At 69.6% G+C, this 23,854-nt stretch carries 16 protein-coding genes and 8 pseudogenes; 17 read left to right on the top strand and 7 right to left on the bottom strand.

What is annotated here, in order from left to right:
• Nucleotides 1-211 precede the first annotated feature (211 nt).
• Nucleotides 212-1,102, top strand: coding sequence for an alpha/beta fold hydrolase (locus OG562_RS05155; RefSeq protein WP_266394144.1), 891 nt, complete (start codon nt 212-214; stop codon nt 1,100-1,102).
• A 63-nt stretch (nt 1,103-1,165) separates the two neighbouring features.
• Here OG562_RS05155 and OG562_RS05160 read toward each other — a convergent pair.
• Nucleotides 1,166-2,029, bottom strand: a pseudogene (locus OG562_RS05160) (DMT family transporter); the annotation flags it as partial.
• A 47-nt stretch (nt 2,030-2,076) separates the two neighbouring features.
• On the opposite strand from OG562_RS05160, the gene OG562_RS05165 reads away from it, so the two are divergent.
• The 3 genes from OG562_RS05165 to OG562_RS05175 all read left to right on the top strand — a co-directional run bounded on the left by OG562_RS05165 (nt 2,077) and on the right by OG562_RS05175 (nt 6,886).
• Complete coding sequence (locus OG562_RS05165) at nt 2,077-3,516, top strand: PLP-dependent aminotransferase family protein (RefSeq protein ID WP_266394147.1); 1,440 nt, start codon at nt 2,077-2,079, stop codon at nt 3,514-3,516.
• A gap of 161 nt (nt 3,517-3,677) precedes the next feature.
• On the top strand, nt 3,678-5,264 hold the full coding sequence (locus tag OG562_RS05170; RefSeq protein WP_266394150.1) for an alkaline phosphatase: 1,587 nt from the start codon (nt 3,678-3,680) through the stop codon (nt 5,262-5,264).
• Nucleotides 5,265-5,518: 254 nt separating this feature from the next.
• Complete coding sequence (locus OG562_RS05175; RefSeq protein ID WP_266409034.1) at nt 5,519-6,886, top strand: GNAT family N-acetyltransferase; 1,368 nt, start codon at nt 5,519-5,521, stop codon at nt 6,884-6,886.
• Between the two features lie 200 nt (nt 6,887-7,086).
• Here the strand turns inward: OG562_RS05175 and OG562_RS05180 are convergent, their stop codons facing one another.
• Complete coding sequence (locus tag OG562_RS05180; protein ID WP_266394153.1) at nt 7,087-8,307, bottom strand: PLP-dependent aspartate aminotransferase family protein; 1,221 nt, start codon at nt 8,305-8,307, stop codon at nt 7,087-7,089.
• 60 nt (nt 8,308-8,367) lie between these two features.
• Between OG562_RS05180 and OG562_RS05185 the strand changes: the two genes are divergently transcribed.
• From OG562_RS05185 to OG562_RS05195, 3 genes are all read left to right on the top strand, one after another.
• The gene (locus OG562_RS05185) at nt 8,368-8,859 is read left to right on the top strand and encodes an Lrp/AsnC family transcriptional regulator (protein ID WP_266394156.1); all 492 of its coding nucleotides are present in this window, start codon (nt 8,368-8,370) and stop codon (nt 8,857-8,859) included.
• Between the two features lie 33 nt (nt 8,860-8,892).
• The gene (locus OG562_RS05190) at nt 8,893-10,608 is read left to right on the top strand and encodes a DUF885 domain-containing protein (RefSeq protein ID WP_266394158.1); all 1,716 of its coding nucleotides are present in this window, start codon (nt 8,893-8,895) and stop codon (nt 10,606-10,608) included.
• 74 nt (nt 10,609-10,682) lie between these two features.
• A complete protein-coding gene (locus OG562_RS05195; protein WP_266394160.1) occupies nt 10,683-11,489 on the top strand; it encodes an ATP-grasp domain-containing protein in 807 nt (268 codons plus the stop codon).
• Nucleotides 11,490-11,511: 22 nt separating this feature from the next.
• Here the strand turns inward: OG562_RS05195 and OG562_RS05200 are convergent.
• Nucleotides 11,512-11,673 (bottom strand): annotated as a pseudogene (locus OG562_RS05200) (rhodanese-like domain-containing protein); the annotation flags it as partial.
• A gap of 216 nt (nt 11,674-11,889) precedes the next feature.
• Here OG562_RS05200 and OG562_RS05205 point away from each other — a divergent pair.
• A pseudogene (locus tag OG562_RS05205) lies at nt 11,890-12,380 on the top strand (IS5 family transposase); the annotation flags it as partial.
• A gap of 14 nt (nt 12,381-12,394) precedes the next feature.
• Here the strand turns inward: OG562_RS05205 and OG562_RS05210 are convergent.
• A complete protein-coding gene (locus OG562_RS05210; RefSeq protein WP_266394161.1) occupies nt 12,395-13,159 on the bottom strand; it encodes an IS5 family transposase in 765 nt (254 codons plus the stop codon).
• A gap of 273 nt (nt 13,160-13,432) precedes the next feature.
• Nucleotides 13,433-14,005 (bottom strand): RICIN domain-containing protein, encoded by a 573-nt coding sequence (locus OG562_RS05215; RefSeq protein WP_055531922.1) that lies wholly within the window; start codon nt 14,003-14,005, stop codon nt 13,433-13,435.
• A gap of 224 nt (nt 14,006-14,229) precedes the next feature.
• Here OG562_RS05215 and OG562_RS05220 point away from each other — a divergent pair.
• Nucleotides 14,230-14,511, top strand: a pseudogene (locus OG562_RS05220) (transposase); the annotation flags it as partial.
• A gap of 101 nt (nt 14,512-14,612) precedes the next feature.
• The gene (locus OG562_RS46205; protein ID WP_353962835.1) at nt 14,613-15,077 is read left to right on the top strand and encodes a peptidase inhibitor family I36 protein; all 465 of its coding nucleotides are present in this window, start codon (nt 14,613-14,615) and stop codon (nt 15,075-15,077) included.
• Between the two features lie 149 nt (nt 15,078-15,226).
• On the opposite strand, the pseudogene OG562_RS05225 reads toward OG562_RS46205, so the two are convergent.
• A pseudogene (locus OG562_RS05225) lies at nt 15,227-16,582 on the bottom strand (IS1380 family transposase).
• 152 nt (nt 16,583-16,734) lie between these two features.
• Between OG562_RS05225 and OG562_RS05230 the strand changes: the two are divergent.
• The 4 genes from OG562_RS05230 (at nt 16,735) to OG562_RS05245 (ending at nt 20,927) form a co-directional block, all read left to right on the top strand.
• Nucleotides 16,735-17,682: an RNA polymerase sigma factor gene (locus OG562_RS05230; protein ID WP_266394169.1), complete on the top strand. Its 948-nt coding sequence runs from the start codon at nt 16,735-16,737 to the stop codon at nt 17,680-17,682.
• Between the two features lie 72 nt (nt 17,683-17,754).
• Nucleotides 17,755-18,669 (top strand): alpha/beta fold hydrolase, encoded by a 915-nt coding sequence (locus tag OG562_RS05235; RefSeq protein ID WP_266394171.1) that lies wholly within the window; start codon nt 17,755-17,757, stop codon nt 18,667-18,669.
• Nucleotides 18,666-19,502 (top strand): GNAT family N-acetyltransferase, encoded by an 837-nt coding sequence (locus OG562_RS05240; protein ID WP_266394174.1) that lies wholly within the window; start codon nt 18,666-18,668, stop codon nt 19,500-19,502. Before OG562_RS05235 ends, OG562_RS05240 begins: the two co-directional genes overlap by 4 nt.
• A 396-nt stretch (nt 19,503-19,898) precedes the next feature.
• A complete protein-coding gene (locus tag OG562_RS05245) occupies nt 19,899-20,927 on the top strand; it encodes a helix-turn-helix domain-containing protein (protein WP_266394177.1) in 1,029 nt (342 codons plus the stop codon).
• Between the two features lie 172 nt (nt 20,928-21,099).
• Here the strand turns inward: OG562_RS05245 and OG562_RS05250 are convergent.
• Nucleotides 21,100-22,232: pseudogene (locus OG562_RS05250) on the bottom strand (IS1380 family transposase); the annotation flags it as partial.
• On the opposite strand from OG562_RS05250, the pseudogene OG562_RS05255 reads away from it, so the two are divergent.
• The 3 genes and pseudogenes from OG562_RS05255 to OG562_RS05265 all read left to right on the top strand — a co-directional run.
• Nucleotides 22,233-22,658 (top strand): annotated as a pseudogene (locus OG562_RS05255) (transposase family protein); the annotation flags it as partial.
• 69 nt (nt 22,659-22,727) lie between these two features.
• Nucleotides 22,728-22,973, top strand: a complete 246-nt coding sequence (locus OG562_RS05260; RefSeq protein WP_266394180.1) for a DUF2283 domain-containing protein — start codon at nt 22,728-22,730, stop codon at nt 22,971-22,973.
• A gap of 300 nt (nt 22,974-23,273) precedes the next feature.
• Nucleotides 23,274-23,795 (top strand): annotated as a pseudogene (locus OG562_RS05265) (transposase); the annotation flags it as partial.
• Nucleotides 23,796-23,854: the final 59 nt, after the last annotated feature.

Genomic DNA, 23,854 nt, shown 5'->3' on the forward strand with positions numbered 1-23,854 from the left:
GCGCGTTCGCACAGGCCCGCTTTCGTGACACTCCGGCAACGTTCCGGGATCATCCGCCAGGGGCTACCAGCCGGTAGCAATTGCTGACAAGCTGTCTACGACGTTCCCGACGTCCACCGGCCAAGTCCGCTCATCGGCCAGGTCCGTCCACCGGCCAGGTCCGTCCACCGGCCAGGTCCGTCCACCGGCCAGTTCCAGACGAGGAGTTCCCATGTCCGCCACCGTCGCCTTCACGGTCCCCTCGGCCCGCGGTCCGCAGCCCGTCACCGTCTCCTACGCGCGCGTGGGCGCCGGGGAGCCGCTGCTCCTGCTGCACGGCATCGGCCACCACCGGCAGGCCTGGGACCCGGTGGTGGACATCCTCGCCGCGGAGCGCGACGTGATCGCCGTGGACCTGCCCGGCTTCGGCGCGTCCCCCGCCCTGCCCGACGGCCTCGCCTACGACCTGCCCACGACGGCCGCCGTGTTCGGCGCCCTCTGCGAGACCCTGGAGCTGGACCGCCCGCATGTGGCGGGCAACTCCCTCGGCGGACTGCTCGCCCTGGAACTCGGCCGGGAGAAGCTCGTACGGTCCGTCACCGCCCTGTCCCCGGCCGGGTTCTGGTCGGAGGCCGAGCGCCGCTACGCCTTCGGCGTGCTGCTCGCCATGCGGCAGATCTCCCGTCGGATGCCGGTGCCCCTGGTCGAGCGGCTGGCGAGCACCGCGGCCGGCCGTACGGCCCTCACCAGCACCATCTACGCCCGCCCGGCCCGCCGTTCACCCGAGGCCGTGGTCGCCGAGACGCTGGCGCTGGCCCGGGCCACCGGGTTCGACCAGACGCTGCGGGCCGGCGGCGGCATCCGGTTCACCGACGACGTCCCGGACATCCCGGTCACCGTCGGCTGGGGCACCCGGGACTGGCTGCTCGTGCGCCGCCAGGGCGTCCGGGCCAAGCAGACCATCCCCGGCGCGCGCCTGGTGCGGCTGCCCGGCTGCGGGCACTGCCCGATGAACGACGACCCGGCGCTCGTCGCGCGCGTGATCCTCGACGGAAGCCGGGACGCAACCCTGGGCGGAAGCCGCGACGGAAGCCGGGACCGAAGCCTCGACGGCAGCCGCTGAGGGACGGCCGCCCGCCGGTTCGCGCGGGACGCGGGCGAACGCCCCCGCGCCCAGGGCGACTCCGGTCCCCACGAGGGCGCTGCCGAGGGCCTGGGCGGGGCCGTAGGAGCCCGTGCCGACGAGGGGGGCGGTGCAGGCGGCGGCGACGGGGATGAGACCGGAGAAGAGCGTGGCGCGCTCCGCGCCGATCCGCTGCATGCCCATGTACCAGCACACGAAGCCGACGACCGTGACGACCGCCGCCTGCCACAGCAGCGCGGCGCTCTCCACGGCGTCCGGCCGCCGCAGCCACGCCCCTCCGTCGAGGAGCAGGCCGGTCCCGGCGGACTCGACCGCGGCCAGGGCGCACACCGTGGCGGACAGCAGCCGCGGGCCCAGCGGCCGTAGGACGGGCACGGCCAGGACCGCGAATCCGACCTCGCCGGCCAGCGCGCACACGGAACAGGCGAGGCCCGTGCCGTCCGTACGGCCCCACCCCTGCACGGTGAACGCGCCGAGGGCGACGAGCGACGCCCCGTACAGGACCGGGCGCCGGGGCCGGCGTCCCTCCAGGAGCGGGACGACGACCGCGACCAGCACCGGCGCGCAGCCCACGAGGACACCGGGGACGGCGGGTTCCGCGGAGCGCTCGGCGGCCAGCACGGCCAGGTTGAAGCCCACCATCCCGACGGCGGCGAGCAGGGCGAGGCGGGCCCACTGACGGGGCGTGAGCGCACGCAGCCGGGCCCCGGCTCCCGCACCGGCCAGCGGGACGAGGAGCAGGCAGGCGAGACCGTAGCGCAGGGCCTGACCGCCCGCGTACGGGTAGGCGCCGAGGACGCTGTTGGCGGTGAAGGACGCCCCGACGAGGACGCAGGCGAGGGCGGCGAGCAGGGAGCCGCGCAGAGAGCCGCGCGGGGTGGTGGTGTTCGTGAGGCCGGCATTCATGACGGCGACGCTAGGGACGGCGGCGGTCCCGTTTAAGGTCCACTTCCATGACGTCGTCGGGGACCAATCCGTCCGCCGCGTGGGAGGTGCTCCTGCCGGCCGCCTCCGCACCGGCACGCGCGCGTGGCCGCGCCTTGCAGGCCGCGCTGCGCGACGCCGTCCGCTCCGGGCGGCTCGCGCCGGGCACCCGGCTGCCGTCCAGCCGGGACCTCGCCGCCGACCTCGCCGTGTCGCGCGGACTGGTGACGGAGGCGTACGAGCAGTTGACGGCCGAGGGCTATCTGCGCAGCGGCCGGGGCGCGGGCACCTGGGTGGGCGGCGCCGTGCGGGCGGCCGCGCCCCGCGCGCGTGACCTCGCTCCGCGCTCCCCCGGCGCCCGGGCCGACTTCGTGCCGGGGACCCCGGACCTGTCGCTGTTCCCGCGCGCCGCCTGGGCCGCCGCGCAGCGGGCCGTGCTGGCGGAGCTGCCCCACCACGAGCTCGGGTACCCCGACCCGCGCGGCCTGCCCCGGCTGCGCACCGCGCTGGCCGAACTGCTCGCCCGCCGCCGGGGCGTGGTCGCCGACCCCGAGCGCCTCCTCGTCGTCTCGGGGGTGGCCCAGGCGACGGCGCTGCTCGGACTCGCGCTCCACGCGCGCGGGATGCGCACGGTCGGCGTCGAGGATCCCGGGAGTCCCCAGCACAGCACCTTGTACGCGGCGGCGGGCGTCACCGCCGTGCCCGTGCAGCTCGACGCCGAGGGGATCGCCGTGGGCGGGCTCCGGTCGTCCGGCGTACGGGCCGTGACGACGACGCCCGCCCACCAGTTCCCCACCGGGATCGCGTACTCCGCGCGGCGGCGCGCCGAACTGCTCGACTGGGCCCGATCCGTGGACGGTTTCGTCCTGGAGGACGACTACGACGGCGACTTCCGCTACGACCGCGCCCCCGTGGGCGCGCTCCAGGGCCTGGACCCGGAGCGGGTGGCCTACACGGGGTCGGTCAGCAAGTCCCTCGCGCCGGGGCTGCGGCTCGGCTGGCTGCTCGTCCCCGAGGCGCTGGCCGACGAGGTCGTCGAGCGCAAGCGGACCGCCGACCTCGGCCATCCCGCCCTCGACCAGGCGCTGTTCGCCCGCTTCGTGGAGCGCGGCGACTACGACCGCCAGCTGCGCCGCTGCCAACGGGCGTACCGGGAGCGGCGGGACGCCCTCGTGGACGCGCTCGGGGAGCACTTTCCCGGGGCGCGGGCGTCCGGCATCGCGGCGGGTCTGCACGTCATCGCCGAGCTCCCCCGGCGGTACGGCCCACAGCGGCGGTTCCTCGAGCGGGCGGCCGCGGCCGGTGTGGAGGTGCGGGCGCTCGCGGAGTACGCACACGCGCGTGCCGACCACCCCGCCGAGGAAGAGGAGGACGAAGACGGCGTGCGGCTCGTCCTCGGGTACGCGCACCTGTCGCCCACACGGATCCGGGACGGCGTACGGCTGATGAGGGAAGCCGCCGGGGTGTGACGCGCGTCGGCTCCAGGGAGCGCGGGGCCAGTTGTTCACTTGTGGTTTCCGTGTGCGCTGCGAGGCGCCCGTAGTTGTGGCAGTGCACTCCGGTCAGTGGTGGCAGTGCGCACCCCGTGCACACCCCCGTGCACACGGTTCCCGTCTCTGGAGGCCCCTTCATGTCACACCGTCCGCTTCCCGGGCGCCGCAGCGTGCTGCGCGGCTCGCTGGCCGCCTCCGCGGCCCTGACCCTGCCCGCCGCCGTCGGCGCGGCGCCCGCTCTCGCGCTGTCCGGACGGCCCCGGGCGGGCTGGGGTGTGCAGGCGGGGGACGTGACCTCCGACTCCGGTCTGGTGTGGGTGCGCTCCGACCGTCCGGCCCGGATGATCGTCGAGACGGCGGCCACCGAGTCGTTCCGGGGCGCACACCGCCGGCTCGGTCCGCTGCTCGGCGCGGGCACGGACTTCACCGGCACGACCCGGCTGCACGGTCTGCCGGCCGGCGAGCAGATCCACTACCGCGTGCTGCTCGCCGACCCGGACGACCCGCGCCGCACCGGCGAGCCGGTGACCGGAACCTTCCGCACCGTCCCCGTCGGCCGGCGGCGCGGGGTGCGCTTCCTGTGGTCCGGGGACCTCGCGGGCCAGGGCTGGGGCATCAACCCGGAGCTCGGCGGCTACCGCATCTACGACGCGATGGCGAAGCTGGACCCCGACTTCTTCCTGTGCAGCGGCGACAACATCTACGCCGACGGGCCGATCACCGCGACCCAGGCGCTGCCCGACGGAAGCCTGTGGCGCAACGTCACCACCGAGGAGAAGTCCAAGGTCGCCGAGACCCTGGCCGAGTTCCGCGGCAACTTCCGCTACAACCTGCTCGACGAGAACCTGCGGCGGTTCAACGCCCAGGTGCCGTCGATCATCCAGTGGGACGACCACGAGGTCCGCAACAACTGGTACCCGGGCGAGGTGATCGCCGACTCCGACGCCCGCTACACCGAGAAGAGCGTCGACGTGCTCGCGGCGCGGGCCCGGCGGGCGTTCGGCGAGTACTTCCCGATCTCGACGCTGCGGCCGGGCGCGCAGGAGGGCCGCGTCCACCGGGTCATGCGGCACGGGCCGCTGCTCGACGTGTTCGTGCTGGACATGCGGACGTACCGCAACGCCAACTCGCCCGACGACCAGACGGTGGACCCGCAGGGCATCCTCGGCCGTGAGCAGCTGGAGTGGCTCAAGCGGGAGCTGTCGCGCTCGCGGGCGGTGTGGAAGGTGATCGCCGCCGACATGCCGATCGGGCTCGTCGTGCCGGACGCCACCGAGGGCAGGCCGAACGTCGAGGCCGTGGCGCAGGGCGACCCGGGCGCGCCGCTCGGCCGTGAGCTGCAGATCGCGGAGCTGCTGCGGTTCGTCAAGCACCGGCGGATCACCGGCACGGTGTGGCTGACGGCCGACGTCCACCACACCTCGGCGCAGCACTACCAGCCGTCGCGGGCCGCCTTCACCGACTTCGAGCCGTTCTGGGAGTTCGTCTCCGGTCCGCTCAACGCGGGCGCGTTCCCGGCCAGCGCGCTGGACGGCACGTTCGGTCCGGAGCGGGTGTTCGTGAAGGCGCCGACCGCGGCGAACGTGTCGCCGGCCGGCGGCTACCAGTTCTTCGGCGAGGTCGACATCGACGGCCACAGCGGGGAGTTGACGGTCCGTCTGCGCGAGCAGGACGGCGCCGTGCTGTTCACTCAGGTGCTCCAGCCGGGGCGCGTCGGCCAGTAGCCGGCGTCCCGTACCCTCGAGTACATGTGCCGCGCACCGGCGTCATCCCCCGGCGCGCGGCACAGTTGTGCCGCATGTGCACACAGTGATGACGCCTGGCGCACGGCACAGTCGTAGAAGAATTAACAAAACGGGCATAAGTAACCTTTACCCATCAGTCACAGAGCGTTCGTGATCACGCAACACCGTTCCTCCACAGTGGCCGCATGACTCGAGACATGAACGATGTGACGCGCGCGCGGCGCGGGCGTCCTGTGCATCACTGGCGGCGGGACGTGGTGGAGCTGGCCGCGCTGTTCACGGCCGTCGCGGTGGCCGACGCCGTGGCGAACCTGGTGGGGCACGGACCCGACGGGCCCGCGCTGCTGGCGGTGTCCGCGGCCCTCCTCGTCGCCACGGCCGGTTTCCACACGTGGTGGGCACGCCGCCACGGTCACGCGCCGCCGACGAGCGATACCGACGCCCGGCCGCCCTCCGCCGAGGAGCAGGCCGGGCTCCCCGCCGGGGTCGCCGAGGAGAGCGCCCTGTGGCGGATGCGGACGACGGTGAAGGACGCGCCGGGCTCGCTGGCGGCGCTCTGCGCGGCGCTGGCCGGCCACCGGGTGGACATCCTGAGCCTGCAGACGCACCCGTTGGGCGAGGACACGGTGGACGAGTTCCTGCTGCGCGCCCCGGGCCCGCTCGCGGCGGCCGAGATCACCCGGGCCGTCGCGCTGGCGGGCGGCTCCGGCACCTGGATCGAGCGGGCCGACGCGCACGACCTGGTGGACGCGCCGACCCGGGTCCTGGGCCTGGCCACCCGCACCGCGCTGGACGCGGCGGAACTGCCGCTCGCGCTGCGGCAGTTGCTGGGCCGGTGCACGATCCGCTCGCTGCCCGCCTCGCCCGCGGGCGGCGGCCGGGGCCCGGCGGGCGTGCCCGTGGAAGGGGTGCTGGAGGACACCGTGATGCGCCTGCGGGCGCCGGAAGGCGGAGTGATCACCGTGGAGCGGCCGTACCTGCCGTTCACCCCGACCGAGTTCGCACGCGCGCGTGCCCTGGTGGAGCTGGACGCCCGGCTCGGCCCCCGCGTCCCGCGCGGCCAGGACGTGCTGACGCTGCCGGAGGGCAACGCGATCACCGTGCGCCGCGCCGACACCGGCGACCTGGAGGCGGCCAAGGCGATGCACGAGCGGTGCTCGCCGCGCACGCTCGGGATGCGCTACCACGGGCCGGTCGGCGACGCGGACCGCTATCTCAACCACCTGCTCAGCCCGCGCTTCGGCCGCACCCTCGCCGTGCAGACCCCGTCGGGCCGCATCGTCGGCCTCGGCCATCTGCTGTGGGACGGCGACGAGACGGAGGTCGCACTGCTCGTCGAGGACCAGTGGCAGCGCCGCGGCGTCGGCGCCGAACTCCTCGGCCGGCTGGTGGCGATGGCCGTCGAGGCGGGCTGCGCGAGCGTGTACGCCGTGACACAGGCCTCCAACACCGGCATGGTCGCCGCCATGCGCGGCCTCGGCCTGCCCCTCGACTACCAGATCGAGGAGGGCACCCTCGTCATCACCGCCCGCCTGGAGACGGCGGCCGCCGGAGCGCGAGTGCCGTCCGAGCAGCTCGGGGAGCGCGTCGCGCGCGACTGACGTACGACGACAGGGAACGGCCCGGCGGCACGACACCGCCGGGCCGCCTTCGTACGGTCGCCCGGCGGGTCTGCCGTCATACGGCGGCCTACGGTCGTACAGCGGATCTACCGTCATACGGCGGCCTACCGTCATACGGCGGATCTACGGTCGTACGGCGGACCTACGGTCGTACGGCGGACCTACGGTCATAGGGCGGCCTACGGTCGTACGGCGGCGGCTCCGCGTTCGAGCCGGGGAACCGTTCCTCCCCCGCCGAGCGCCTGCCGCAGATCCCCCCACAGATCCTCGACGTCCTCCAGCCCCACCGACAGCCGCAGCAGCCGGTCGCTCACCCCGGAGCCCCGCCGTGCCGTCGCCTCCACGATGCGGTGGCTGATGGACGCCGGGTGCTGGATGAGCGTGTCGACGCTGCCGAGGCTCACGGCCGGGGTGATCAGCCGGACGCCGGCGATCACCTCGTGCGGGTCGCCGTGCACCTCGAAGGCGATCATCGCGCCGCCGATGCGCGGATAGTGGACCCGGGCGACGCGCGGGTCGGCGGCCAGCCGGCGGGCCAGCTCGGCGGCGTTCGCGGAGGCGGCCCGCACCCGCACCGGAAGCGTGGACAGGCCGCGCAGCAGCAGATAGCCGGCGAGCGGATGCAGTACGCCGCCGGTGGCGAACCGTATCTGCCGCAGCCGCCCCGCGAACTCCTCGTCGCAGGCCACCACCCCCGCCAGCACGTCCCCGTGGCCGCCGAGGTACTTGGTGGCGCTGTGCAGCACGAGCCGCGCGCCCTGCTCGGCCGGACGTTGCAGCACCGGGGTGGCGAAGGTGTTGTCGGCGAGCAGCGGCACCGAGCCGCAGGCGTGGGCGACGGCCCGCAGATCGACCTCGGCGAGGGTCGGGTTGGCCGGCGACTCGACCATGACCAGCCCGGTGTCGGGGCGCAGCGCGTCCGCGATCCCGGCCGGGTCGGTCCAGGTGACCTCGGACCCGAGCAGTCCGGCGGTCAGCAGATGGTCGCTACAGCCGTAGAGGGGGCGTACGGCGACGACGTGCCGCAGGCCCGTCGAGGCGCGGGCGAGCAGCACCGCGCTCAGCGCCGCCATGCCGCTGGCGAAGGCGACCGCGCTCTCGGCGCCTTCCAGGCGGGCGAGGGCCGTCTCGAAGCGGGCGACCGTCGGATTGCCGAGCCGTCCGTAGACGGGCGGGCCGTCCGGCTCCGTGCCGGTGGCGGCGAACGCGTCGATGCGGGCGGCCTCGGCGCGGCTGTCGTACGAGGGATAGGTGGTGGACAGATCGATCGGCGGGGCGTGCAGGCCCTGCCGGGCCAGGTCGTCCCGCCCGGCGTGCACGGCCTCGGTGGCCAGGGCGCGGGGCGCTGCGGAGGTCCGTACGTCGTCGGGTGCGTGCGTGCTCGCTGCGGCTGAGTCCATGGACCGCAGAGTGAACATCGAACGGGTTACAGGAATCGAACACCGTGCTACGTTCGGCCGATGGCCGAATCTGTCGTACTGGACCCGGTGGACCTCCAGCTGCTGCGGCTGCTGCAGAACGACGCCCGGACCACCTACCGCGACCTCGCGGCGCAGATCGGCGTCGCGCCGTCGACCTGCCTGGACCGGGTCACGCGGCTGCGCCGCTCCGGCGTGATCCTCGGTCATCAGCTGCGGCTGGATCCGGCCAAACTGGGGCGGGGCTTGCAGGCGTTGCTGTCGGTGCAGGTCAGACCGCACCGGCGGGAGCTGGTGGGGCCGTTCGTGGAGCGGATCCGGGCGCTGCCGGAGGCGCTGACCGTCTTCCACCTCACCGGCCCCGACGACTACCTGGTGCATGTCGCGGTGGCGGACATGGCCGATCTGCAACGGCTGGTCCTCGACGAGTTCACGGCACGACGGGAGGTGGCCCGGGTGGAGACGCGGCTGATCTTCCAGCGCTGGGACTGCGGCCCGCTCCTGCCGGCGGCGAACACCTCCCCAACGCCGTGACGTCCGCCGCCGTCCCGGTGGAGGATGGTGCACATGCCACAGACCTTCGACCCGCTTCCCCGCGAACTCGCCGACGCCTACGTCGACGAGCTCATCGCCCTCGACCCGATCACCGGCACCTACCTCGGGGTCCCGGAGAGTTCGAGCCGGCTGCCCGACTTCTCGCCCACGGGCCGGGAGACGCTCGCGCAACTCGCGCGGGACACCCTCGCCGCGCTCGCCGAGGCGGAGCGGCGGCCCGGCGCGGACCGTGACGTCGAGCGCCGGTGTGCACGCCTGCTGCGCGAGCGCCTGACCGCGGAGCTCTCCGTGCACGACGCGGAGGAGGGGCTGCGCTCGGTCGGCAACATGTCCACGCCGGCCCACCATGTGCGCGACGTGTTCACCGTGACCCCCACCCGGACCGAGGAGGACTGGGCGGCGGTCGGGACGCGGCTGCGCGCGGTCCCGGCGGCCCTCGCGGGCTACCAGGAGTCCCTGGCCCTCGGCCTGGAGCGCAAGCTGTACGCGGCCCCGCGCCCGACCGCCACGTTCGTCGGGCAGCTCACCGAGTGGTCGGACACGGACGGCGCGGGCCGCGGCTGGTTCGAGGACTTCGTGTCCGCCGGAGCCGAGTCGCTGTCCGAGCCCCTGCCCGAGGCGCTGCGCGCGGAGCTGGACGAGGCGGCCCGTGCGGCGACCGCGGCGGTCGTGGGGCTGCGGGACTGGATGCGCGACGTGTACGCGCCGGCCGTGCAGGACGCGCCGAACACGGTCGGCCGGGAGCGGTACGCCCGCTGGGCGCGCTACTTCAACGGCACCGACCTCGACCTGGACGAGGCGTACGCCTACGGCTGGGCGGAGTACCGGCGGCTCCTGGCCGAGATGCGGCAGGAGGCCGAGAAGATCCTGCCGGGCGCCGAGACCCCGTGGGTCGCGCTCGCCCACCTCGACGCGCACGGCAAGCACATCGAGGGCGTCGAAGAGGTCCGCGACTGGCTCCAGGGGCTGATGGACCAGGCGATCGACGCGCTGGACGGCACCCACTTCGAACTCGCCGAGCGGGTACGGAGGGTGGAGTCCCGCATCGCCCCGCCCGGCAGCGCCGCGGCCCCTTACTACACGCCCCCGTCGGAGGACTTCTCGCGTCCGGGCCGCACCTGGCTGCCGACGATGGGACAGACCCGCTTCCCGGTCTACGACCTGGTCTCCACCTGGTACCACGAAGGCGTCCCCGGCCATCACCTCCAGCTCGCGCAGTGGGCGCACATCGCCGGGAACCTCTCCCGCTACCAGGCCTCCGTCGGCATGGTCAGCGCCAACGCCGAGGGCTGGGCACTGTACGCCGAGCGGCTGATGGACGAGCTCGGCTTCCTCACGGACGCGGAGCAGCGGCTCGGCTATCTGGACGCGCAGATGATGCGGGCGGCCCGGGTCATCGTCGACATCGGCATGCACCTGGAGCTGGAGATCCCGGCGGACTCCCCGTTCCACCCGGGCGAGCGCTGGACGCCGGAGCTGGCGCAGGAGTTCTTCGGCGCGCACAGCAGCCGCCCGGCGGACTTCGTGGAGAGCGAGCTGACCCGCTACCTCACGATCCCCGGCCAGGCGATCGGCTACAAGCTCGGCGAACGGGCCTGGCTGCTGGGCCGGGAGGGGGCCCGCGAGCGCCACGGCGACGCCTTCGACCTCAAGGCGTGGCACATGGCGGCCCTGTCGCAGGGTTCGCTGGGGCTGGACGACCTGGTGGACGAGCTGTCCCAGCTCTGACACGAGCGCTGCGAGCGGGCCCCGTCGGATATTCGCTGTCCCCGGGGGCCGCTCGTACGCCACTCTCGTCTGCCATGAGCACGCACCGCACCCTCTTCCTCTCGCCCCGCGTCACCGCGACGGGCCACGCCTTCGCGGACGCGGCCCGGCGACGCGGGGCGCACGTCGAGACGCTCCGCGAGTGGCGGGTACCGGGTCCGTTGCGCCGGACCGCGGGGGCCTCCCTGTACGCCGGTCCGCTGTTCGCCGACGCCGTCGCGGGGGAGTTGGGGCTCGGCCTGCTGGAGGCCCCGGAGGACTGGCTGGCCCGGCTGCCTCGCGAACTCACCCTGCGGGACGTCGAGTTCACCACGATCGCGCAGGCGCGTCGGCTGCGCCGGCCGGCGTTCGTGAAGCCGCCGAACGACAAGAGCTTCCCCGCCCGGGTCTACCCGGACGGCAGCGGCCTGCCGGGGCCCGACGCAGTCGAGGACACGGAGCCGGTGCTGGTGAGCGACATCGTGTCGTTCGCCGTGGAGTACCGGCTGTTCCTGCTGGACGGCGAGGTGCGCACGGGCAGCCGGTACGCGACCCGGGGCGGCCTCGACGTCGCCCCGCTGGCGGCCGACCCGCACCGCGCCGAGGTCCTGGCGTTCGCCGAGCGGCTGGCCGGGACGGGGCTGCCGAGCGCCGTCGTGGTGGACGTCGGCGTGATCGACCGCCCGGTCGACGGCTCCGGTTGGGCCGTGGTGGAGGCCAACGCCGCCTGGGCCAGCGGACATTACGCGTGCGACGCGGACACCGCGCTGGACGTGGTGCTCCACGCGGCCCGCCCCGAGGCCGAGTTCGGGACGGCGGACCGCGGTTTCCTCCGCCCCGTGCCGGAGGTCGTACGGGACTGACCGGCCACGTCGCGGTTCGGCGACCGCAGTTCTCCGCGTCCACGGGAGCGGTGAGCGGATCGGCTTCGCGCTCCGCCCGCCCCTCCCAGGTCTCGTAGGCGAAGCCCTCGCGCGCCCAGTACTCGAAGCCGCCGAGCATCTCCTTGACCCGGTAGCCGAGTTCGGCGAGCGCGAGGGCGGCGCGGTCCGGCTTATGAACAGCTCGCACGTCTCAGAGCCCCTCCTGTCTCACCAACGTCCAGGTGGGGCACCAGCTTGATCGACTACGGACTGAGCGGGCAAGTGTCTCAGTGATAGCCGGGGACCGTTGCTCGTTCGTGACCTGTGCGCCCGGTTCGCGGATGCGTCTTTCGGGGGCGGGATTCGTCGGATAAGAAGTCATCTCATTTGGTTGAGTAAGCTGCCAGTCGTGGCGAGGATCGTTGAGCGGCTGCTGCCGGATGAGTTGTGGGAGCTGTTCCAGCGGCTGGTGCCGGAGGCGCCCTCGCGGCCCCAGGGTGGGGGCCGACGTCGACACGGTGACCGTGAAGTGCTGGCCGCAATCGTCTTCGTGGCGACCTCGGGCTGCACGTGGCAGCAGTTGCCGACCGCGTCGTTCGGGCCGTCCGGCGCGACGGCTCACCGGCGTTTCACCGAGTGGTCGAAGGCTCGGGTGTGGGCCAAACTCCACCGTCTGGTGCTCGACGAACTCGGATCCCGTGGCGAGTTGGACTGGTCGCGGTGCGCGATCGACTCGGTGAACATGCGGGCCCTGAAAAGGGGAAGCCGACAGGTCCGAATCCTGTAGACCGGGGCAAGTACGGGTCAAAGATCCACTTGATCACGGAGCGCACCGGACTGCCCCTGCCCATCGGCATCTCGGGCGCCGACACGCACGACAGCCAGGCACTGAGCCTTTTCCATCTTCAGTCTGAGCTGGCCAGATGAAGGGTGAGGACAGCCTGGACGAGGCTCGTGATTCGGGTCGTCGAGCAGCGGAGCTTGCGCAAGAGCCGCCAGGACTTGAGGGTGGCGATGGCTTGTTCGACCAGTGCCCGCACCTTCGCATGGGACCGGTTGACGGCCTGCTGACCGGCGGACAGCTTCTCCCATCGGCCGCGGTAAGGCAGGCGGACCGTGCCACCCGCGCCCTGATAACCCTTGTCCGCCCAGCAGTTGATGCCGGCCTGGGCGAGAGCGTCGATGATGCCGTGTTCGCGTGCGGCCCTGACGTCATGGACGGCACCGGCCAGGGCTGGCGAAGCCCACAGGAGACGACCCTTCGGGTCGGCTATGACCTGCACGTTCATGCCGTGCTTCTTATGTTTGCCCGAGTAGAAAGGCCGGTCGGCGGCGATCCTGTCGATCGGCAGAAGCGTCCCGTCCAGGATCAGGTACGCCTTCGTCGACGCAGCCCGTACTGCTTCGGCGAGCGTGGGGGCAAGGGCGGCCAGGAGTTCCACTGCTTCGCTGATGTACCGGTAGGCGGTGGTGGTGCCGATCCCGAAACCGGCCGCGAGCTGGGCGTAGGGCTGGCCGTTACGGAGGTGCGTGAGAGTGAGCAGGGCTTGTCGGCCCGCGCTCAGGCGCCGCCACCGGGTTCCGAGAGCGTGGCGGTGTTTCCTCAAACGGGCGGCGAGGAAGCGGAGGGCAGAGCTGGACACGTCGACGCCGGACGGGTAGACGAGCATGCGAAGCCTCTGGTGGAGACGGTTCTCTTGGTCGAAACCCATCTACCAGGGGCTTCACCTGTCAGTCAGGCCAACTGCCCCACCAACGCGAGAGGTTGGAAAGGCTCACTGCCACAGCAGGGCCTCCTGGTATTCGCCCCGGGATCGCATCCCGAACCGCCAGAAGGCCCTGCCGTTGTGAACGCCGTTCCTGCCGTGTGATCGCCCCGGCAGGAACGGCGTTCGGTTGAGCAAGCCCGCCGAACGGTGAGCGGCAGGCTGCTCGGAAGCGGCCTAACTCACGATCCAGACCTGGGCCGCCGCCGGGTGTGCGTCGTCGCAACTCCACTGCATGAGCTGGCTGCCGGCACCGCCGACCGTGTCGAGGCACAGATTGGTGCCCACGTGCCTGAACTTCGCGCCGATCTTCTGGTCGACGATCACGGCGGTCTCGACCCACTGTTCCGACGCCAGCCCGTCACAGAGGTACTCGTCGACGGCCTCGCCCGGAACGCTAGTGCCGTTGTTGACCTCGGCGCAGTACCCGCTCGCCTGATTCACCAGGTAGTAGGTGTCCGCCGAACCGGTCGACACAAACGCCCAGTTCTGCGTGCTGGAGCCGTTGCAGGTGGCCAGCTGAAGTCTGACGTTGAGCACCCCGCCGGGCGCGTCCACGCATTGGCTGTAGGCCATGTTCTTGATCGTGTGATAGCTGCTCGCGGCAGCGGCGGCCGTGACACGGGCGGACACTCCCGCCGTAGAGTCCGGCGTCGGCACGGCGGCACTCGCTCCCGTCGCCAACGTGACCATGCCCGCGCAGCTCAGAAGCGTCGCCGCCAGGACGGTGATCCTGTTCTGGATCTTCATCGTCGCAACTCCTATGACTTGTCGACCGGAAACCCGATTCCGTCTCGCTCGGGGATAGTGTGTCCCGGCGAAAGCGCGCAGTCGCCTTCTGTTCCGGCCAGCGGACCAGCCATCGCTTCCTGGCTTGTTCCTCTACGTCCGAACTAACGCGGGAGGTTGGAAAAGGCTCACTGATCCCCTTGGTGCAGGACATACCGCCGATCCGATCCCGCCGGGGACCCCGGCGGCGCAGGCCCCACAAACTCCACGCGGGCAAGGGCTATGACTACAACCACCTGCGGCGATGGTTATCCAGCCGAGGAATCCGGCACCGCATCCCCCGCAGAGGAATTGACTCCTCGACCCGTCTGGGCCGCCACCGTTCGACCATGGAACGCACGATGTCCTGGCTCGCTGGATGCCGCCGATTGCACCGCCGCTACGAGCGCAAGGCCGAGCACTTCCTGGTAGAGAAGCGCCATCGTCGGGGCATTGAAATTCTATCCACGACAGGGTGGAAATGCTAAGTTGGAATCACTTGCCGCTCTACCGATTGTGGCGGTAGTTCTAAATTTCGGGGAACGTAATGAATATGCGAAGCTTTGCCCTTAGGGGTGCTCTGGCCGCCATGGCAGCTCTGGCCGGAAATCTAGTGGCACTTCCAACGGAGGCCCAGGCTGCATGGAAGTGTCCAGACGGCTACTTCTGCATGTACGAGAATTCTAATTACACGGGATCGGTCGCAGTTATCCCAGAAGTTAACGAGAAGATGAGTGGTTACACTGGAGGTATCGCTAACCTTCGTAACGCTCATTTCACTAATGGGAAGATCGTGGACGATGCTGTATCGTCTGTCGTAAACAACACAAGCCAGAATATTTTCTTCTATTCGGATCACGACTATAACAGCTCTAGTGGCGAAAACCCCTATGTGTGGGGGCCGACCGTTATTCGTCCACACCAGGGTTGGCCGACTATGAATGCTCTCGAGAATGACAATATTGGATCCATCAGCGTAGGTCAGAAGCACTACTGCGGACACGTGAACTTCCATGGGTGGAAGTGTGGCGCGTGGATATCTGATCGAAACTGAAGCAGATGAGCCTCGATCTTTCTTGACGGTCCGCCGACGGAGTCGGCGGACCGTTCGGCTTTCGGTGGCTGAGGGTCGCGTCGGGTGGGCGCCGGGTTGCACTTTCCCGGTGTGGTGGTGCGGATCGTTGGGGTGGTCGGTGTGGCTGGTCAGCCGGGGCTCGGCAAGGCATTGAGCCGGTCGATTGCCCGGGTGATCTCGTCGGTCCAGGGCCATCGGGTGGTGAAGCGGAGGCAGCGGCGGCGGCGGCCGGTGGTGACGAGGTGGCCGGCCGGGCTGAACAGGCGGAGCCGCATACGGCGGGGCTCCCAGAGCCGGGCCTTGCCGTTCAGGCAAGCATCGGCATCCAAGCCAGCAGGTCGAGTGCGATCTGGACGATCTCCAGCCAGACCCTGTTCTGCGCGCTGTCGTGCAGGGGCAGGTTCCACAGGCCGGTCGCACGGGCAGCCCGGATGCGGTCCTCGGCCCGTGCCCGCAGGCGGTGGCGGACTTCGAGCCCGGCGATGGGCCAGCCGGTGGTGTTGGTGGCGAAGCACGTGATCCGCATGCCGTCGGCGTGCGTGATCCTCAACTGGGCACCGGGGTGCGGTCGTTCCTTCCGAACGATCAGCCGCATGCCCTTCGGCCAGCCATCGAGCATGCCGCCGGTGAGTTCGGCGACCCAGGCCCCGTCCCGGATCTCTCCGTCGGGCTCGACGGCCGGCGTCCATGCCGCGAGCGACACCTTGAGTACGGCCTGGTGGACTGTGTCGGTGATGGTCATGCCGACCGAATACGACAACCACCGCCCGCGTTTCGCGAGCCAGGCCACGAACTCGTGGGTACCGCCCGCAGAGTCGGTGCGGATCAGCGTCCGGCGCCCGCGCCGATAGGACGTGGGCAGCTGGGCCAAGGCCAGTTGGGTGGTGGTGATGTGATCGGCGGCGGTGTTGCTGCCCGCGTTCCCGGGCCTGAGCAGAGCGGCCACCGGCTCGCCGGACCCGCCCGTCCCGTGATCGACGAAGCCCGTCAGCGGGTGGTGGCCGAAGGTCTTCTTCCAGGTCGCAGCCGTGTCTTCCGTGTCGGAGTGTGCGATCACCAGGACGCCGTCCAGGTCCACGGTCACAGAGCCAGTCGCATCCGGCGCCGTCTGCCCGGCCAACTTCCATACGTGTTGGCGCACTTGGGAACGGGCGCTGCGGATCGCGTTCAAGGCGTGCCGGCCGCCCGCTGCGAGCGTGTCGATCAGCCGGGAGGCTGTCGGGTCCGAGGCCACCGGCCCGAACACGGCCGGCTCGGCCCGCAGGATGCCGACGTCGGCCAGGCAGTCGCCACCGAGGGCGACCGCGAGCATCACGTTCAGCAGGATCTTGCACCGCCCTCGGCTTGCGTCAGGGTGTCAGAGCCGCAGATATCGCAGTATCCAGGCCCGTCTTGCGGACCGTCTCCACCAACAGCACGGCCCCGGCCTGCGAGCCCGCTCCACGACCGCTGCCCTCAACGCGGACACGCGGGTACGACCCGATGCGCTTCTTCGCCTGAGAAGTGCTTCTTTCCACGGCACGATCTGGACCCTTGACAAGTCCTATCGTTCCAGGTCAGGAGTGCTTCTCGCGTTTGTGATCAAGCCTCGGACGGACCACCTCGCGAAAGCCCGAGGTTAGGTATCCTTACCCTCGTGGTCGAACTCCTGGCACGTGGAGCGCCGTCGGACGGCGAGCTGGTGCGCGCGGCGCAGGCGGGCGAGGTGGGGTGCCTCGGGCTCCTTCTCGCCCGGCATCGAGCGGGCATGTATGCCGTCGCGTTGGCGATGCTTGGTCACGTCGCGGATGCCGAGGACGCCGTACAGGAGGCGGCGATCACCGCGCTGCGCCGCATCGGCGACGTCCGGGACCCGCATGCGTTCGGCCCATGGATGCGGATGATCGTGCGCAACACGTGCCGCGCCCAACTGCGCAAGACGTCTGCCGTTCCTATGGCCGAACTCTCAGGCACCGCTGCGATGGACCGGACGGATGGTCCGCCCGACCCCGCGGAGGTGCTCGAACGGCACGCTTTGCGGGACTGGGTATGGACGGCCCTGGAGGAGTTGACGCCTGGGCTGCGGCTGGTGACGATGCTGCGCTACTTCACCGACGTCACGGCTTACGAGGACATCGCAGCGCTGTGTGCCATACCGGTCGGCACGGTGCGTAGTCGACTCAGCCAGGCACGTCTGAAGTTGACGGAGTCGTTGCTGAGTTCGGCCGACCGCGTGCACGGTGACGCTACGGCGCGGACCGCACTGCACCGCGGGTTGGCCGAGGAGGCTATGGCGTCCGCCCAGCGCGGCGCATTCGTCCCGGCGGTGTCCGAACAATGGATGCCGCAGGCGGAGGTGACCTGGCCGACCGGCAAACTCACGGCTCTCGGGTATTTCAACGGTGCGTTCGAGCGTGACCTGTCCGACGGCGTGCGCCAGAAGGTGGTGGACGTAGTGGCTAGCCGTGACGTCGTCATCTGGGAGGCCGCCCTGCTCAGTCCGCCAGAGAACCCGTTGCACTGTCCGCCTGGCATCGTGTGGGTCCACTTCTTGGAAGGGGGCCGCGTCAGCAAGCTGAGGCTGTTCCATCAGCGCCGCCATTGACGGGGCCGGCAGTCCGGCGGACGAGTTCTGCAGCAGATCGAACTTTCCCGGGCCTCACCGCATCGTGTGGGTATGAACTCAATCGATCACGTCCTCAACGGTGAGGCGCAGACCATCGTCGACGGTATCCGCCAGGTGTACCGGGTTGTCGGTGATGGCCCCTTGTGCCTTGTCCACTCCGGTGGCCCGGGCGTTCACCCCGGGTATCTGCGCATGCCTGCTCTGGAAAAGCACTTGACCATGATCTACCTGGATCCCGTTGGAGCAGGCGACAGCGACCTGCTGCCGGACGGGGATTACTCCATGTCACGCTACGCCTACTTCGCCGAGGCGGTACTCGACGACATCGGCGCCTCAACGGCGTACTTCCTCGGTCATTCTCACGGCGGCTTCGTGGCCCTCCAACTGGGCATCGATCACCCGGACCGTGTCGAGGGCCTGATCCTCTACGACACCGCACCTATAAGTGGGCAGGAACTGACGGACACAGCGACCAAGGAGATGGCAGCCTTCGTCGAGCGCTGGCCGGACCGACCCGAGGCGGCCGCGGCGGTCCGGATCTGGGACGCGGCCGTCGTGTCGCACACCCTGGAGATCACCGACGACGAGTCGCACCGCCGGTTTCTGGAAGGCATCCTGCCCGCATACTTCGCTGACTACCGCAAGACGGTCGAGCGGGTCGGCGCGCTCGACCTCCAGGTAACCCACGATCCCGACCGGCGAACGGTCGACTGGGACGTACGCGGCCAACTCGAAACGATCAACGTGCCGACCTTGGTGATCGTCGGCAGCCACGACTTCATCTGCCCGACCCGCTACGCGTACGAGATGGCTGCCGCGCTGCCGGATGCTCGGATATGCGAAATGTTCGAAAGTGGGCATTTTGCGCATATTGAAGAACCGGACGTCTTCGCCGATGCAGTGCTGGACTTCGTTCGCACCGAGCAGTTCGTGGGCGAGGGCGCCAAGGCAGGGATGCAGGCATGATGAGCACCGTTCCGGTCGGCCTGGCCGAGCAGACTGAGATCCGAGCCTATGTCGACTTCATGACCGGCGCTCCGGTGCCCGTACGCGAGTCCTTGGGCATCAACTCGCTAACCGTCGGCCCGGCGTCGGCGCTGGCGGTGCGCGAGGATGCGAGCGGCTTTTTCACTCGGGCCGGCGGATTCGATGCTCGTGAGAATGTCACCGAGGACGTCGTGGATCAGGTGAGCGACTTCTACCGTCGACAGGGCGTCTCCCAGGGCGCGTTCATGATTGCGCCGTCCCTGCTGCCACCTGACTGGGCCTCGACAGCCGCGAAGTGGAAACTTACCGAAGGCGGCAGGCACGCCAAACTGTGGTGCGAGGCTGACCTCGCGGCGAAATCCGCCGGGGCCCTCCTCGCGCTGGACCCGGGCCTGAGCGTCGGCCTCGTCGAGCCTCACCAGGCACACGAGTGGGCCACGGTCATGATGACCACGTTCGGGTTCGGCACACCAGGCATGATCGACACTGCTGCATCTTGCGTGGGCAGACCGAACTGGCGGCAGTACGCCGTCTGGGAGGGCGAGCGCATCATTGCGGTCGGGAGTGTCTTCCTCAACGGACGATGCGCTGACATGTTCGGGGGAGCCACACTCCCCGAAGGACGAGGCCGAGGTGCCCAGTCGGCGTTGCTCGCGGCCCGCGCCCGGGCGGCCCGGGCTGCCGGCTGCCGATGGCTCGTGGCCGAGACTGGCGCGGAACGCCCTGGCTCCCACAACACTTCACTCCACAACATGATCCGCATCGGTTTCGAGCCGCTCTACGAGCGGGCCACCTGGCTCTGGCACGCATAGACAGGTTGTGAGGGCCTGTAAGGCGACTCGGCAGTCTTGCATGCCGAGTCGCCCGGCTCGGGCGATGCCTCGTTATGGATGACGCGGAAAGAACAGTGACCCTGGGCCTCATCTACAGCCGACAGGAAAGATCGTTGGGCTGAAGGACCAGAGAGTCTTTCGTCGCTTGGGCAACCGCCCATCACGGCCACACCTCGCGTCGCTTCCGCCTGCCTGTCTATTAATCTGCGACGTCCTGTCAAGGGTGGAAGGTGAGGCTCTCACCGTATTCTCCACCGGCCGTGTCTGAAGGAGAGTCACCCGGCTGTACGCACAGGGTTTGTCCTCGCGTACGACCATTGTCGAGAGAATTCTATAGGGCGAACCATCAGTTCAAATCCGAATGCGAGTCACGTCGTGCACCAGTACAGCCGCCTCTCAGATGCCCATGTCAGCTCGCCCTCAGGTATCAGCTATCCCAAAGAGTATCGAGTTGACCTGAATTTGACGCCGGAGCAGACCCGCGATCCTGAAACGCTTCTGCCGGGTGAAAGGAGCCCATTTTCTCACCTTACGCGACTGTCTATCCCTCCATCGCAATCCCAGCGCGGGTTTCGCTTTAGAGCCACTGGTCATCTCTGGCAAGATTTGTCCTCGATCAAAATAGTTTGTGACTCGATAAATGGCATATCGGGGCGAAACGACAGAGGTGATCCAATCATCGCCGATTTCGTCATGGCGGGGCGTATGGACTTCACCCAGGGGGGCCAAAAGTTCAGCGTATTACCAGGGCAAGTCTTTATTAGAGACGCTAAAATGCCCTGGAGGTTCCATTGCGCACCGGCGACGACTATGCACATGGTCTCAATTCCGCGGCACCTCGTGTTGTCGCGTATAGGATCGTCCGTGAATTCGGCACGAGCATTGCTGCTCAATTTCACGGATCCAAAAATTATGCTGCTCAAGAATCTCCTGACATCCATTGACGACTTGCCCGCTGATTCGCAATCGTCATCCCCGTTCCATGTCATGACTCAAGAAATTTGCGTCACCATTTTGGCGAGCATCCTGCTTGAAAGTGCCAAGTCAATTACAGGGCGTAGCCAGTGGGACATTTCAGATAGGGCAAAGGAGGCAATAGAGAACGATATCGGAAATGCTGATCTTTCACCTGTGGTGATCGCTGCTTCCATCGGGGTCTCTGTCCGTACCCTTCATAGAGCATTCTCAGCAGCAAATGATTCCATGATGGCATTCGTTCGCCGCACTCGCCTTCAGCTAGCCCATGACGATCTGGTCGGATCTGCACATGGCGGAGTCAGCGAAATTGCCGCGCGATGGCATTTTTCCGACGCAAGTCATTTCATTAAGCATTTTAAGTCCACCTACGGAGCGACGCCGGCGGTATATCTCAGACGGGTCAAGTCGAGACAAGGAGATCTCTAGCCTCGATCATTCATGAGGGTCCGTCAGCTTGCTGACGGACCCTTTGTGGTGAGTGTTGGTGGGGATTTTCGGAGTCTGGGCAGGTTGAGTGCCCGGCTGTCGCGTCGGGTGTGCGCCGGGTTCCACGGCTCCGGTCGGGGTGGTGCTGCTCGTAGGGGCGGGAATGTGCTGGTCAGCCGGGGTTCGGGAGGGCGTAGAGCCGGTCCAGTGCGTCGGTGATCACGTCGGTCCAGGGCCACTGCTTGGCGAGGCGGAGGTAGCGGCGGCGGCCGGTGGTGACGAGCTGGGCGGCGGTGGAGAAGAGCCGAAGCCGCAGGCGGCGGGGCTCCCGGAGCCGGGCGGTGCCGGTCAGGGCGAGCAGAGGCATCCAGGCGAGCAGGTCGAGGGCGATCTGGATGATCTCCAGCCAGATCTGGTTCTGCGCGGCGCCGTGGAGGGGAGGTTGCGCAGGCCGGTGGCGCGGGCGGCGCGGATGCGGTCCTCGGCACGGGCGCGCTGGCGGTGGCGCAGTTCGAGGGTGGCGATCGCCTCGCCGGCGGTGTTGGTGGCGAAGCAGGTAAGGCGCATGCCGTCGGCGTCGGTGAAGCGCAACTGGGCGCCGGGGTGCGGCCGTTCCTTTCGGACGATCAGCCGCAGTCCCTTGGGCCAGCCGGTCAGGCAGTCGCCGGCGAGTTCGGCGACCCAGGCGCCGTCGCGGATGTCACCGTCGGGTTCGACGGCCGGTGTCCAGGCCGGGGCGGGGACCTTCAGGACGGCCTGGTGGATGGCGTCGGTGATGGTCATGCCGACCGAGTACGACAGCCACCGCCCACGCTTCGCGAGTCAGGCGACGAACTCGTGGGTGCCGCCGCCGGAGTCGGTACGGATCAGGGTCTGGCGTCCCCGCCGGAGCCGTTTCGGCAGTTGGGCCAGGGCCGGCGTCGTGGCTTCGATGTGGTCGGCGGCGGTGTTGGAGCCCGCGTTACCAGGCCGCAGCAGGCCCACGACCGGCTCGCCGGACCCGCCGCGGCCGTGGTCGACGAACCCCATCAGCGGGTGGTGGCCGAAGGTCTTCTTCCAGGTCGCGGCGGCGTCCTGCTTCTCGGAGTGCGCCAGCACGAGGACCCCGTCGATGTCCACGATCACCTGCCCGCCCGCGTCCGGCGCCGTATCACCGGCCAACTTCCAGACGTGCTCGCGTACTTCGGCTCGCGCCGTGCGCAGCGCGGCCAGAACCCGTTTCCCTCCTGCGGCCAGCTGGCTGATCAGGCGGGAGGTCGTCGGATCGGAGGCCACAGGCCCGAAGACGGCCGGCTCCGCCCGCAGGCCGACCGCCCCTACTGCTCTGGCAAGCACAGGTGTCACGGCATGAACGTCCAGGTCATCGCCGACGCGTTCGGACGCCTGCTCTGGGCCTCACCTGCCCTGCCGGGTGCCGTCCACGACATCAAGGCCGCACGCACCCACGGCATCATCGAAGCGCTCGCCCAAGCCGACATCCGGACGTGGGCAGACAAGGGATATCAGGGAGCTCGGGGGACGATCCCGGTGCCTTACCGGGGTCGCTGGAGCACGCTCCCAGCCGGGAAGCGGGCGGTGAACTCCTCCCACGCCAGGATCCGAGCCGTTGAAGAGCAGGCCAACGCCACTCTGAAGAGTTGGCGGCTCCTGCGCAAACTCCGTTGCAGCACCGCCCGCATCACCGACATCGTCAAGGCCGTCCTGGCTTTGCACCTTGCCACGGCAGCCTGAGGTCGCTGTGGCCGGAGGCATGGACGAGGACAGCGCCACCATCAACGACGCCAAGGGAGACCGCTCACCATGACAGACGTCAGAGTCACCTACGACACGACGGTGAACGCAGCGTACGTATGCCTCACCGAACCGCAGGCCCGCGTGAAGTCCACGCGCATGTATCCCTGCGATCCAGTGGACGTCGACGGCATGATCAACCTCGACTTCGACGAGCAGGGCCGCCTCATCGGAATCGAGGTGTTGGCGGCCAGTTCAAAACTGCCCGAGTGCCTGCTCCAGTCCGCGGAGCGACTGGACACCGAAGGTGCATGACCAGTCGAGCACCACGCTCGCGGCGAGCAGGTTGGAAAAGGCTCAGTGCCCAGGAGCGGGCGCAAGCGCGGCCGTCAGCCGGGTGCGGGCGGGGCCGGCCTGACCATGGTCGCCGTGCCCGACATCACCGAGGACCATGTTCCGGCGGCTTGCACCGGCTGCGGGGGCGCGCTGTCGCAGGATGACAGCATCGGCTTCGAGCGCCGCCAGGTCCGTGACATCCCCCTGGTCATCGTGCTGGTGCCCGAGCACCGGGTCCATCGCTGCCGGTGCGCCTACGGCACAGTGACCGCTGGAGCGATGCCCGGCGAGGTCGCTGGATCACCGTCCTCCTACGGCCCCGGCCGGGCCCTGACGGTCTACCTCCTGGTCTTCCAGCACATCCCGGTCGAGCGGACCGCCCGGCTGATCCGGGACGTGACCGGGGCGGAGGTCTCCACCGGCTGGGTCGCCTCCCTGCTGCCCGAGGCCGCCGGCCTCGTCACCGACTCGGTGAACCTGATCGGGGCCCTGCTGGTCATGGGGCACATCCTGCACGCGGACGAGACCGCCACCCGGATCGGGAGTGTGCGCCGATGGCTGCACGTGGCCTGCACCGGCTTACTCACGCTCCTGCACCTTGCGCCCCGCTCCCGCAAGGGCGCCGATGCCGGCGGGGTCCTGCCGCACTACCGCGGCGTGCTGGTCCACGACTCGCTCTCGCTGTACGCCGGCTACAACGCCTGCGCCCACCAACTGTGCGGCGCCCGCCTGATCCGTGAACTCACCGCCGCCGAAGAGGACTTCCCCGACCAGAAGTGGCACCAGCAGATCCGCTGGGCCCTGGCCGGATTGAACCGCCAGGCCGTCAGGGCCCGCGCCGGGGAGATTCCCGGGATCGC

This window comes from Streptomyces sp. NBC_01275 (genome assembly GCF_026340655.1).
Taxonomy (GTDB): domain Bacteria; phylum Actinomycetota; class Actinomycetes; order Streptomycetales; family Streptomycetaceae; genus Streptomyces.